At 50.5% G+C, this 12,600-nt stretch carries 11 protein-coding genes; 4 read left to right on the forward strand and 7 right to left on the reverse strand.

The window, feature by feature from the left end; genetic code table 11:
- The first annotated feature begins 35 nt into the window (after positions 1 to 35).
- Positions 36 to 1,109 carry a class I fructose-bisphosphate aldolase gene (locus OXG75_00095; protein MCY3624393.1) on the forward strand — a complete coding sequence of 358 codons (1,074 nt, stop codon included), beginning with the start codon at positions 36 to 38 and terminating at the stop codon, positions 1,107 to 1,109.
- Positions 1,110 to 1,123: 14 nt separating this feature from the next.
- On the opposite strand, the gene OXG75_00100 is transcribed toward OXG75_00095, so the two are convergent.
- A complete protein-coding gene (locus OXG75_00100; protein ID MCY3624394.1) occupies positions 1,124 to 2,167 on the reverse strand; it encodes an LLM class flavin-dependent oxidoreductase in 1,044 nt (347 codons plus the stop codon).
- A gap of 2 nt (positions 2,168 to 2,169) precedes the next feature.
- Entirely contained in the window at positions 2,170 to 3,189 is a 1,020-nt protein-coding gene (gene fbp / locus OXG75_00105) for a class 1 fructose-bisphosphatase (protein MCY3624395.1), read from the reverse strand.
- Between the two features lie 223 nt (positions 3,190 to 3,412).
- On the opposite strand from fbp, the gene OXG75_00110 reads away from it, so the two are divergent.
- On the forward strand, positions 3,413 to 4,762 hold the full coding sequence (locus tag OXG75_00110; protein MCY3624396.1) for an AAA family ATPase: 1,350 nt from the start codon (positions 3,413 to 3,415) through the stop codon (positions 4,760 to 4,762).
- 3 nt (positions 4,763 to 4,765) lie between these two features.
- The gene (locus OXG75_00115) at positions 4,766 to 5,248 is read left to right on the forward strand and encodes a hypothetical protein (GenBank protein MCY3624397.1); all 483 of its coding nucleotides are present in this window, start codon (positions 4,766 to 4,768) and stop codon (positions 5,246 to 5,248) included.
- A gap of 124 nt (positions 5,249 to 5,372) precedes the next feature.
- On the opposite strand, the gene OXG75_00120 is transcribed toward OXG75_00115, so the two are convergent.
- Entirely contained in the window at positions 5,373 to 5,909 is a 537-nt protein-coding gene (locus tag OXG75_00120) for a CvpA family protein (GenBank protein MCY3624398.1), read from the reverse strand.
- Positions 5,910 to 6,039: 130 nt separating this feature from the next.
- On the opposite strand from OXG75_00120, the gene OXG75_00125 reads away from it, so the two are divergent.
- Positions 6,040 to 7,023 carry a polyprenyl synthetase family protein gene (locus tag OXG75_00125; GenBank protein ID MCY3624399.1) on the forward strand — a complete coding sequence of 328 codons (984 nt, stop codon included), beginning with the start codon at positions 6,040 to 6,042 and terminating at the stop codon, positions 7,021 to 7,023.
- On the opposite strand, the gene rimI is transcribed toward OXG75_00125, so the two are convergent.
- Genes rimI through OXG75_00145 form a run of 4 tightly spaced genes read right to left on the reverse strand, consistent with a single transcriptional unit; the run spans position 6,999 to position 12,533 of the window.
- Positions 6,999 to 7,472 (reverse strand): ribosomal protein S18-alanine N-acetyltransferase, encoded by a 474-nt coding sequence (gene rimI / locus OXG75_00130; protein ID MCY3624400.1) that lies wholly within the window; start codon positions 7,470 to 7,472, stop codon positions 6,999 to 7,001. The genes OXG75_00125 and rimI overlap by 25 nt on opposite strands.
- Entirely contained in the window at positions 7,469 to 8,494 is a 1,026-nt protein-coding gene (gene meaB, locus OXG75_00135) for a methylmalonyl Co-A mutase-associated GTPase MeaB (GenBank protein MCY3624401.1), read from the reverse strand. Before meaB ends, rimI begins: the two co-directional genes overlap by 4 nt.
- The gene (gene scpA / locus OXG75_00140) at positions 8,491 to 10,629 is read right to left on the reverse strand and encodes a methylmalonyl-CoA mutase (protein MCY3624402.1); all 2,139 of its coding nucleotides are present in this window, start codon (positions 10,627 to 10,629) and stop codon (positions 8,491 to 8,493) included. The genes meaB and scpA overlap by 4 nt, the downstream gene beginning before the upstream one ends.
- A complete protein-coding gene (locus OXG75_00145) occupies positions 10,626 to 12,533 on the reverse strand; it encodes a methylmalonyl-CoA mutase family protein (protein ID MCY3624403.1) in 1,908 nt (635 codons plus the stop codon). Before OXG75_00145 ends, scpA begins: the two co-directional genes overlap by 4 nt.
- Positions 12,534 to 12,600: the final 67 nt, after the last annotated feature.

The raw sequence follows: 12,600 nt of genomic DNA on the forward strand, positions 1-12,600 counted from the left end.
CAGTAGGATCTTAAGATTTTTTCAAGGGAGAACCCATGGCCATAAAGGAACTCAAGAAAATCAATGATATAGAGGCGGCGCTGGGAGCGGACTCGGAATACCTGCTCGGTCACAAGTGCACTACGATAAGCAAAAAAGACCTTTATCTCCCCGGTCCGGGCTACGTGGATGAGGTGTTTGTGCAGAACGACCGGTCGCCCGCCGTGATAAGGAACCTGCAGAACATTCTTGACCACGGTCGCCTAGGGGGAACGGGATACGTATCAATCCTGCCGGTGGACCAGGGAGTTGAGCACTCCGCGGGAGCATCTTTTGCGGTGAATCCCATCTATTTCGATCCGGAGAACATAGTGAAGCTTGCCATGGAGGGGGGATGTAACGGCGTTGCCTCGACCGTGGGAGCACTGGCTTCGGTCTCAAGAAAATACGCGCACAAGATTCCTTTTATAGCCAAGATCAACCACAATGAGCTTCTGAGCTATCCTAATACTTTTGACCAGATTCTTTTCGGAAACGTGGATCAGGCCTTTCAGATGGGGGCAGTGGCAGTTGGTGCGACTGTATATTTCGGTTCCGAGGAAAGTTCCCGTCAGATCCAGGAAATATCGGAAGTTTTCAGCCACGCCCATTCCCTGGGACTTGCGACCATACTCTGGGCCTACCTGAGAAACCCGGCTTTCAAGCAGGACGAGGCCGATTACCATGTTTCAGCTGATCTTACGGGGCAGGCGAATCACCTCTCGGTGACCATAGGGGCAGATATAGTCAAGCAGAAGCTCCCGGAGAACAACGGAGGCTTTACGGCTCTTTCCTTCGGAAAAACCCACGATAGGGTTTATTCGGATCTTACCTCTGACCACCCCATAGACCTTACCCGCTACCAGGTCGCAAACTGCTACATGGGGAGGCTGGGCCTGATAAATTCGGGAGGCGCCTCAGGTTCGGACGATCTTGCGGACGCGGTGAGAACCGCCATTGTAAATAAAAGGGCCGGAGGTATGGGGCTGATAAGCGGAAGAAAGTCTTTCCAGAAACCCTTTAAGGAAGGGGTAGCGCTTCTAAGGAGTGTTCAGAATGTCTACCTGGAGCGGGAAATCACGATCGCCTGAGCAGCCTCGGGTTCCTACCTGAAGTGACCTATTACTTCTCCCGCAAGCGCATTGAAGGAGTATTCCAGGTCAGGGCTGAAATCCCTGATTATGAAGTGGGTGACTCCGGCTTCTATATATTCTTCGAACCTTTTTATCGCGTCGCCGGCCGTTCCGTATATAACGAAGTCGGACAGTATATCCCTCGTATAGTATTTTTCTCCCATCTGCCTGAATCTTGCTAGCATGTCCTGATCGTTGGGCATTATGCTCGTATAGGAAAGTCCCTTGTACTGCGGTTCTATTTTGAGGTCGTACCCGGCTTCCTCTATCACGTCGGGCCAGATTATAGCGTGCTTTATTCTGTCAAGGGTTTCGTAGGCGGTGTCCTTATCCTTGGCGATGGACACGAAAATATATATGCACTTCTCAAAGTTCTCTGCGGCGGCGTTCTCTCCCATGGCTTTTTCCACTTCGGCGAGTTTGCTCGAAAAAACCCATGTGGGCATCGCGTTTGTTACCCATCCGTTTCCGAGTGCGCCTGCGACCCCGAGAGCCTTCGAACCGGTCGCGGCTATGTATACGGGAATGTCCTTTCCGTTAACGGGGCTTACCCTTACTTCGGCTTCGCTAAGAGAGAAGAATTCCCCCTCGAAGGTCACCGTCTCCCCGGCCCAAAGCCGCCTCATAAGCGGCACGGATTCCCTGAGACGCGCAAGAGGCCTGTTCCAGCTTATGCCGTAGTAGTCAAGATTCATTTTTTCCCCGTACCCAAGGCAGCTGAACGCTCTTCCCCCGGAGAGGTTGTCTATGGTCGCAAGTCTGTGGGCGAACATCGCGGGATGGGACCTGTGAGGATCCCCTATGGCTCCAAGGCGGATTCTGTCGGTCTTTACCGCCGCGGCCGTGATTACCGACCATACTTCGGGAGTCAGTTTTTTCGCCATAAACAGTATGTGGTCTGGATACCACACGGCGTCGAAACCGGCCTCCTCGCAGCGGACGGCGAAGTCCACAAGTTCCGTAACCGGTTTTCCCGGAAGGGGGGCGGTAAGCCCGAAGCTTATTTTTTCACCCATTCTTACTCCTCCTCAGATTCTTTGGTGTCCTTCAAGAAGTTGAGGAACTTACTTACCATGTTGTAGGAACCTATATATATGGGGGTTCTCTGGTGAAGTTCCGTCGGCTGAATGTCAAGAGTCCTTTCCGTTCCGCTTGACGACGCTCCTCCAGCCTGTTCCACGATGAAGGCCATCGGGTTGCACTCGTAGAGAAGCCTGAGTTTTCCGTTGGGAGAATCCGAGGTTTTCGGATAAAGAAATATTCCTCCCTTGAGCAGGTTCCTGTGTATATCTGCTACCATGGACCCGACGTACCGAAGCGATAGCCTGGAATTGCCGTCTCCGTCTCTGCAGTGATCGAGATACTTCTTTACCCTGTCGGGGAATTTCGAATAGTTATAGTAGTTGACTGAGAAGATGTTGCCGTGGCTCGGGATCTTTATGTTCGGATGGGAGAGGCAGAACTCTCCTATCGAGGGGTCAAGGGTAAACCCGTTTACTCCGTGGCCGGTAGTGTACACCAGCATGGTCGAAGAACCGTATATTATGTATCCGGCAGCCGTCTGGGTCTTGCCCGGCTGCAGAAAATCTTCCTTGAGACACGGGGAAAACATCTTTGACGTTCTTCTATATACGGAGAATATGGTTCCAACCGATACGTTCACGTCTATGTTGGAGGATCCGTCGAGAGGGTCGATGGCTATTACGTATTTTGAGTTTCTCGAGTTCTCGTCGGAAAATGCTATGAAATCCTCGTTCTCCTCAGACGCTACCCCCGCGCATTCTCCGCCATGTTCAAGTGCGGTCAGAAACTTTTCGTTCGCGTAGGAATCAAGCTTTCTTACCTCTTCTCCCTGAATGTTTACCTGGCCCGTTTTGCCCAGAATATCCGCGACCAGACCGGCTTTGTTTACTTCCCTGTGGACTATTTTCGCTGCGAATCCTATATCCCGAAGCAGCCTGGAGAGCTCCCCGGTGGAATAGGGAAATTCATACTGATTTCTTATGATGAATTCGTCAAGAGTAGTTATCGAAACCATGTCGCGAGTTGTTCTAGAGAAAGGCCATGGAGAAAAGGCTCTTCAAATAAGAGTTTAACTGAATCAGCACGGTTAATTAAGAGCGGGATAACAACTTGGGCAGTTTATTACGAATTGGAATTAATAATTCTCGCTTTACAACTATTTTGGTAGCATATAACATTTGCTCCGTGAGGATTCAAAAGCCTTTCGAGGTTCCTAGTCTGAGAAAAGGCAGAATGTCATGAGGAGTATTACGCTTAAAAATTTCCGATGTTTCCGCGCAGAGCAGACAGCTAAGTTGGCTCCACTGACTCTGCTAGTAGGTGAGAATAGTACCGGTAAGACATCTTTTATGGCAATGATTCGGGCTCTTTGGGATGTTGCCTATCGGTATCAGATACCGGATTTCAAGGAACCTCCATATGATCTTGGCAGTTTTGACGAGATTGCGTATAACAGAGGTGCTAGGGGCGGTCAGGTAGATACGTTTGAGGCGGGGTTTGATCCTAACAATCTTATTGTGTTTAAAAATGATGCGACTGATAAGGTTCGTCCCTATCATTTAAATATTACTTTTGCAAAAGATGGAACAGTTCCAGTTCCAGTGCGGAGACGGATGACTTGTGAGGATTTGTGGATCGAAGAATTCTTGGAACCGAAAAACCGCGATTTCCGATTTCGCGTCGGTACCGAAAAGGGGTCGTGGGAGTTTAAGGCCAGTTTGGACTTGGGTAGTCCTTCGGATTTTGCCCATTACGCAATAGCCCCTTTCTTTTATACACTTCCAGAGGAAGTAGAAGGGCTTAGTCCACTGGAAGGTTCCGAAAAGATTACTAAGAAAGATCTGGAAAGACTCCGTGAATTTTGGGGTTTTTGCTTCACGGGCTTGTTCAGAAAGGCTGATCGTCCATACGCAAGTGCACCGGTTCGTTCCGAACCAAAGCGCACTTACGATCCGGCTCGTCTCTCGTCAGACCCCGAGGGCGATTATGTTCCAATGTATTTGGCCAACGCATATGCCCGCCAGAGGAGGGTGTGGAACTATCTTAAAAACGAGCTTGAGAGATTTGGACAAGCTTCGGGACTTTTTGACGAAATCACTGTTAAGCATCTTGGAAAAACTTTAGGTTCACCTTTTCAGTTACAGGTGAGAAAATTTGCGGGCAGGAGGAAAGGGCCGTGGAAAAACTTGGTTGATGTGGGTTATGGTATAAGTCAGGTTTTACCTGTGGTGACAGAATTGTTTCGCCAAGATGCAGCGCCGTTGGTACTGTTACAGCAGCCGGAAGTGCACCTTCACCCCAGTGCTCAGGCTGCTCTGGGAACCTTATTCTGCCAAATTGCCGTACGAAGTTCTCAGCTAGTTGTTGAGACGCACAGTGACTACATAGTTGACCGCGTACGCATGGAGGTTCGCGACAACAATATTCCGTTGAAGCCGGAGGATGTTTCAATTCTGTTTTTTGAGCGTAAGGAGTTAGATGTTCATATTCACTCTCTTCGGCTAGATGAAGAGGGAAATATCTTAGACGTTCCACCGAACTACAGAAATTTTTTCATGGAAGAGAGCCGGAGACTTTGGGGTCTATAAGAAATGGGTGCGATTTTGGATGCAAACGTTGCCCATGAGGTGTTCGGTGGTTGCAATCGTCCCGAGGCAGGCAGACGATTCTTTAATCAGATCAACAGGGGGGAAGGTATTCTGGTGGCTGGAGGCAAGTTGCTTAAGGAACTCTTAAGTACATCAGTCAGGAGAAATATAGATGAAGCATTTCGTTCGGGGAAAATTAAGAAGATAAATGATCGGAAAATTGATGCATTGACGAAGAAGCTTCAAGATCAAGGAGGATTCAAATCGAATGACCCCCATGTTCTTGTTTTGGCTCAAGTCAGCGGAGCCCGACTTCTCTATTCAAACGATAGTGATCTGCAGAAAGATTTCGGGAATAAGGAGTTGGTTGATCGACCTCGGGGTAAAGTATATTCCACAAAGCACGGTGGCGGGAAATTCCAAAGAAGTCATAAGATACTTCTCCTAGAACTTAAGAACGGGGATCTGTGCGGATCTCCTCAGTAATTGTACCTTTCGTGCTGTCTGGCTACTTGATCGGATAGTCTGAATTTCTTAAGAATATATTCAGAGTTGCCGTGAAGGTTTCTCAATCTCTAATTGGTGGAATAAAGTCGCTATTCATCCTCGCTCACTCGAAGTCTGACCCCTGTTTTCCTTCCCGCAGTTCCCGGAGTTTTTCCAGGCTCTCGTCAAGATCATCCGGCGCCTGCTCCCTGATAATTTGATATCCGCTGATGACTTTGGGAGCCAGAACGGAATTCTTGATGAAAGGAGCATCCTCATCCACAAACTGCTTTACCCCGGTTACCAGAAGGTAGCAGAGCAGTAGACCGACTATAAAGCCCATCGCCCCGCCGAGGAGATGGTTAATCCATCCCATCTTGACTTTTTCCAGCAGGTCCGTCAGGAAATGGGAAAGATAATGTATGAGCATGTACGCAAGGGAGGCTACGATCAGAAATCCCAGAATGTCGGCGATTCTCGGTTCGGCGATAATGTTTTTTTCAAGCAGAATAGCCCCCAGCGGTCCATAGAAGAAGAAGCCCAGCGCCACTCCCCCTATTATGGCGGTCAGTGAGAAAAACTGCTTTATAAGGCCTGACCTGAGCCCACCCCCGAAACAGGCCAAGATCATGAATAAGAGTAAGATATCAAACAGGTTCAAATCGGTTTACCGTTACGCTCTTGCGGATTGTTTTACGAAAAATTCCCTTTAAAAAAGGAAACTTACATCAGGTTAACGGTGGTGTCCAGTCTTTGACTTGTCGGGTTCGTTCGTATAGTCTAAGCGTCCGATGGAGTTCTCAGACATAATTGAGATAATTCACCCGAGCCTCGCGGAAACAGAGAGGAAAATCGATGAATTCATAAAATCCGACGTTCCTCTGGTCTACGAAATAGCCAAGTATCTGCTTGGCGGAGGAGGAAAGAGAATCAGGCCTTCCCTCGTTCTTCTCTCAAGCGCCGCCTGCGGGCTTACCGATGGGGAAAATCGGATTGCGGCAGCTGCCGGGATTGAACTTTTCCACGCCGGCACCCTTTTTCACGACGATGTAGTCGATCAGGCGGAATTCAGAAGGGGGAACGCTTCTTCAAATATAGTTTGGGGGAACAAGCCCACCGTGCTGGTGGGGGATTTTATGCTGGCCCGGGGCCTTGAGCTTATATACAGCTGCGGCAGTCTTGAACTCCTGAGAGTGGTCTCCAGAGCCTCGTCTCGTCTTGCCGAGGGCCATGTGCTCGAGATTATGAGCGAAAGAAAGATGGTTGAAATCTCGGAGGACTTCTGTTTTTCCGTGATTGACCACAAAACGGCCGCGCTCATTGAATGCTCGACCGAGACCGGAGCGCTTCTGGCGAATACTTCAAACGGAGCGGTCAGGGCTCTTTCACACTACGGGCACAACATAGGAATAGCGTTTCAGCTTATAGACGATGCGCTTGACTACTGTTCTGAAGAGAACAAGTTCGGGAAAAAAACCGGACAGGACCTGGCTGAACGGAAAATGACCCTCCCGCTTTACTACTCAATTGAAAACGCCCCGGAAGACGTGAGACGCAAAGTGATCGAAACGCTTGACAAGGAAGATGATCTCGATAGTTCCGAGATAGCGGAGATATCGCAACTAGTAGCCCACTACCGCGGGGTCGATTTGACCAGACAGCGGGCAAAGGAGTTTGTGGTTGAAGCGAAAAAATCTCTGGACGAGATACCGCAGAACGATTATAAGGAATCCCTCGGTCGCCTTGCCGATTACGTGGCTGAGAGAAACTTCTGATAGTAGCTGTCAAGCGCAAGACCCATCACGTAGGCGTCCCCTCTCCCCCTGCCATAGTAGTTCTTGCGTGTTCTAAGAATCTCAAACCCGAGCTTTTCATAAAGCATGATTGCCGGCGTGTTTGTCGTTCTTACCTCGAGAATAACCGAGAGAGCCCCCATTTTTTCATAAAAATTGAAGGTGTCTGAGAGCAGTTCAATCGCTACTCCCTTTCTCCTGTGGCAGGATGCCACGGCAATCTTGAATACGTGAATTTCGTCGTAGACAAGGGTGGATATTGAGTAGCCCGCAACGTCTTCGTCGCTTCCGTTTATGGCTATATTGCAGAAGAATCCGGATTTTTTGATGTAATCCGAGAGCACTTGTTTCGGCCACGGGGAGATGAAGGATTCGTTTTCGATCTTCACGATCTCGTTTATATATTTCGGTGAGAGGGCCTTTATGATCATTTTTCTTGTGCCGACCGAGGTGGACGAAGCTCTTCAAAATAAAGATCGAGCAGATTCGCGGCTCCCGTGTAGGGATCTGTTTTTCCTTCCATCACTTCTTTTTCCACTTCGCCGAGCGTTTCTTTGACGAGGGAGCTTTCATAAAAGCTGTCCTCAAGATTCTGGATGAGCGCTTCATGCAGGCGGTATATACCCTGTTTTCTTCTTTTTTCCGTAAAGTATCCGTTTTCTCTGCAGAGATCTTCATAGTCCATGACGCACTGCCAGATTTTCCTTATTCCGTAACCCGTAACGGAGGAGCAGGCGTAAGCCCTGGGGACCCACCCGGATTCAGGCGGTCTGTGGAATCCCAGCGACTCTTCCATTTCCTGTTTCATAAGCTCCGCTTTTTTCTTGTTTCTCCCGTCCGCCTTGGTTATCAATACGGCGTCGGCGCGCTCGATTATTCCCTTTTTTATTCCCTGAATATCGTCTCCCGCCCCGGTAATCATGAGCAGCATGAAAAAATCGACCATGGAGTGACAGGTAATTTCAGACTGCCCGACTCCCACCGTTTCTATAAAGATCGTGTCGAATCCTGCCGCCTCGCAGAGAATCACAGCGTCGCTTGTCTTTTTTGCGACTCCCCCCAGAGAACCGGCCGACGGAGAGGGCCTTATGTAGACGTTTTCATGCCGGGAAAGCTCCTCCATCCTGAGTTTGTCGCCCAAAACGCTTCCCCCGGTTTCGCTGCTCGTGGGATCGATTGCGAGCACCGCTATCTTTTTTCCGCACTCGCGGGCCAGATAGAGACCCAGAGATTCTATGAAGCTGCTCTTTCCGACTCCGGGTATACCCGTGATTCCCACCCTTATGGATTTTCCGGACCGCGGCAGACACCATGTGATTATTTCCCGCGCAAGCTTTTTATGCTCGGGCAGGGTGCTCTCCGCAAGGGTTATCGCCCTGCTAAGAGCGGGTATTTCTCCCTTGGCTATGCCTTGGCGGTAAGTTTCCGCTTCCGTTTTTTTGTGCGGGGTCATGTTCGGGTTTCTGTCAGGGGCACGAGTATGGCTTCGGCCGCTTCGGACAGCACGGTTCCCGGACCAAATATCTGCGAGACTCCGGCGTTCCTGAGGTAGTCGTAATCGCGTTTGGGTATAACCCCTCCTGCGACCACCATTATGTCGTCGCCTCCCATCTCGTCGAGCTTTTTTATAAGTTCGGGGATGAGTGTCTTGTGGCCGGCGGCCAGGCTCGATATTCCGATTATGTGGACATCGTTTTCAACTGCCTGCCTTGCCGCTTCTTCGGGGGTCTGAAAGAGCGGGCCTATGTCCACATCGAAACCGAGGTCAGCAAAACCCGTCGCTATTATCTTCGCCCCGCGGTCATGGCCGTCCTGGCCCATCTTTGCGACCAGTATTCTGGGTCTTCTCCCTTCCAGAGTGGCGAAACGGTCAGCAAGCTCCCTTGCCTTGGCAAATCCGGCGTCCTTCGAAATTTCCGATGAATATACTCCCGAGATCGTGCGCCATCCAGGCCTGTATCTCCCCCATGCCTCCTCGCACGCGTCCGATATTTCTCCGAGGGTGGCGTTTTCCCTTGCGGCCTCAACCGCCAGGGAGAGAAGGTTGCCTTGCTCCGTTTCTGCGCATTCAGTGATTTTCCGAAGCGCGCGCTCAACCGCCTCGGAATCCCTTTTTTCTTTCAGTTTCCCTAGTCTTTTAATCTGGTTCTCCCTCACCTTGCGGTTATCCACTTCCAGTATATCGAATTCTTCCTGCGCGTCCGAATTATAACTGTTGACTCCTACTATCACGTCTTTTCCCGAGTCTATCCTCGCCTGTTTTCGTGCCGCCGCTTCCTCTATCCTCATTTTCGGCAAACCGGTCTCTATGGCTTTGGACATTCCTCCCAGCTCTTCTATTTCCATTATGAGTTCCCAGGCCCTTCTCGCCAGATTATGGGTAAGGTACTCGACATAGTAGGACCCCGCCCAGGGATCGATCAACCTGCATACATCCGTTTCTTTCTGAAGATAAAGCTGGGTGTTTCTCGCTATCCTGGCGGAAAAGTCGGTGGGAAGGGCGATTGCTTCATCCAGGGCGTTTGTGTGGAGTGACTGGGTGCCGCCGAGCACCGCGCTTAGGGCTTCAACGCATGTCCTCGTCACGTTGTTAAACGGATCCTGCTCCGTGAGGCTCCATCCCGAAGTCTGGCAGTGGGTTCTGAGCATGAGCGAAGCCGGTTTTTTGGGCTCAAAGGTCTTGACGATCTTGGCCCAGAGCATCCTCGCCGCCCTCATTTTTGCGATTTCCATGAAATGGTCCATGCCTATTCCCCAGAAGAAGGAAATTCTGGGAGCGAAATCGTCAATGTTGAGTCCCGCCTCGACTCCCGCCCTTAAATACTCAAGGCCGTCGGCGAGCGTGTAGGCAAGCTCTATGTCCGACGTGGCACCTGCTTCTTCCATGTGGTAGCCGCTTACGCTTATCGAATTGAACTTCGGCATGTTTTTCGATGTATATTCGAAAATGTCCGAGACTATCTTCATCGAGAATTCAGGCGGGTAAATGTAGGTGTTCCTTACCATGAACTCCTTTAGTATGTCGTTTTGGATCGTTCCGCTGAGTTTTTCCGGTCCCACTCCCTGCCGCTCCGCAACGACTATGTAGAAAGCCATGATCGGCAGAACCGCGCCGTTCATGGTCATGGAAACCGAGATCTGATCAAGGGGTATTCGATCGAGAAGAATCTCCATGTCGAGTACCGAATCTATTGCTACGCCTGCCTTTCCAACGTCTCCCGAAACTCTGGGATGGTCTGAGTCGTATCCCCTGTGAGTGGGAAGATCAAAGGCTATTGAAAGCCCTTTCTGCCCCGCGGCCAGATTTCTTCTGTAGAAAGCGTTTGATTCCTCCGCGGTGGAGAATCCCGCGTACTGTCTGATGGTCCAGGGTCTCGTGATGTACATGGTCGGGTAGGGTCCGCGGAGGTAGGGCGGAATTCCGGAGACAAATCCCAGGTGTTCGGAATCACTGAGGTCGTTTGGGACATAAAACTCCTTTATGTCTATTTTCTCCGGTGATTCCCTTACGATATTTCCGCTTGCACGTGCGTTGCTGCCGCCGTTTGAACCGAAGCCGAGGTTTATTTTCGAAAAATCAGGTCTCATGGTCCTGCCTCGTCTGAGAAAAGCAGCTCCTGGTATCTTTCAAGCGTGTCGCGGACATCCGAATCCGCATTGATAAAATCATCCACACCTGCCTCGGCGAGCCTTTCCCATTCGCCTTGTCCGCCGCCCGGAACGACAATTTTTATTTCCGCTCCCTTGTCCCTGAGTTTCATTGCGGTCTCCTCTGCAAACTGCTCGTAATCTTTGTCGGAACCGCAAATCGCTACCGCAAGCGGATTCTCGCGCAAGGCTGCCGCAATTCCCTCGTCAATGCCCGGATTGTCCGCTCCGTCTACTATTGAGAAACCCCCGCACCCGAAGAAATTCATCGAAAAAACCGATCTTGCGACTGTCTGCGGCGAATCGCTCAGGTGAAGCAGGAAAACTTTTGGCGCCTCGCCTGTTCTCTCCGCGTATTCTTCGCTTAGAAGCCTTATTTTCTCAAAAACTTGAGCTGCCCTTGATTCCGTAAGAAGCGCTACCGTCGGAGCCGAACCGTTTTTCTCTTTTTCCGCGGGCAGGGTTTTCCGGATATCTCCCGCCATTTTTTCCAGCAGGTTGGGAAACTCGTTTGTTCCGACAAGCGTTTTTTTCCTCCGGGAGATGTCGCTCAGGGCTTTTTTTCTGCTGTCCTCGACCGCGTTCTGTATGAAGCCGCTTTTAAGGCACTCAAAGTAGCCGCCTTTTTTTTCTATTTCTTGGAACAGCTCGAGGGATTTCTGCGAAATGGACTGTGTCAGTTTCTCTATGTGGTAGGAGCCGCCTCCGGGGTCAGTCACCGCGTCGAGGTGGGATTCGTTTCTTGCCAGAAGCTGAATGTTCCTCGCCACTCTCCTTGATAACCCGTCGGGTTCTCTGTAGTGGGCATCAAACGGCTGAACGGTCAGGGAATCCGTCCCCCCGATTACAGACGCCATGGCTTCAAGCGCTGTCCGCAATATGTTTGTGTGCGGGTCGTAAATGGTTTTGTTGAAGCCCGTGGTGTGGCAATGGATCCTCATTTTCGTGGATTTGGCGGAGGCGGGGCAAAACTGCTGGGCGACGTTTGCCCAGAGCGCCCTTGCGGCGCGAAGCTTGGCGATTTCCGCAAAGTAGCTCGAGCCCGTGGAGAAGGAAAAAACAAGGTGGCGGCAGGCGCTGTCTGAATCAACGCCTTTTTGGCGGAGCATGACCAGATACTCGACGGCCGCGGCGATGGTGAAGGCGAGTTCCTGGCTTATAGTTGCGCCTGAGTCTTTAAATGTCGAGCTTTTCACCGAAAACGCCGCGTAGCCGGGCGCGGCGTCTGAGAGATATCCGATAGCTTTTGCGATTTTATCCACAGCCTCATCAAGCGGCGTTGCAGAGGATTCGTATCCAAGCAGATGCGATAGAGGGTCGAAGAACATGGCTCCGCTGAGTTCCTGCGTGTCGATTTCTTTCCTGGCGCAGGAGGAAATGAAAAGGGTGCAGATCTTTTCCGGATCCTCTCTCAAGGCGAAGTTTATGCCGATGCGCAGGGGGTCTATGTCTTTTAGGAGAGTCTCGATGGTTTTGCGTTTCATTTCCGCCTGCGGGATGAAGGTGAGAGAATCCGCTCCGCCCTCTATTGCCGCAAGCGCCGCGGCTCCAGTCTCTTTCGGCGTGGTGAGCCTTATCTCTTCTGTAAGGAGCCAGCTGTTATCTTTTTCGCTGGTTCCCCGGACAAACGGAAATTCTCCCGGAAGCGGGGTTTCCCCCAAGAAAAGGTCCCTGGCTTCTTCTTCGGTGTAGAAGGGTTCAACCTCTATGCCGTCTTCGGTATGCCATATGAGATCTTTATAGGAAACTCTTTTTTCGGTTTCTTTTTTCCAGCTTTCTTTAGAGATGCTTGGAAAATCATCGAAAAGAAGGACCTGCTCATGTTCTTTTTCTGTTTTGCTCATGAAAGCGCCTTTGCTCTCCTAGTTCTCGGGTGAATAAGTATATAATTTCGATTTATTTCTGCCAACA

The sequence above is a fragment of the Candidatus Dadabacteria bacterium genome (genome assembly GCA_026705445.1).
GTDB lineage: Bacteria > Desulfobacterota_D > UBA1144 > Nemesobacterales > Nemesobacteraceae > Nemesobacter.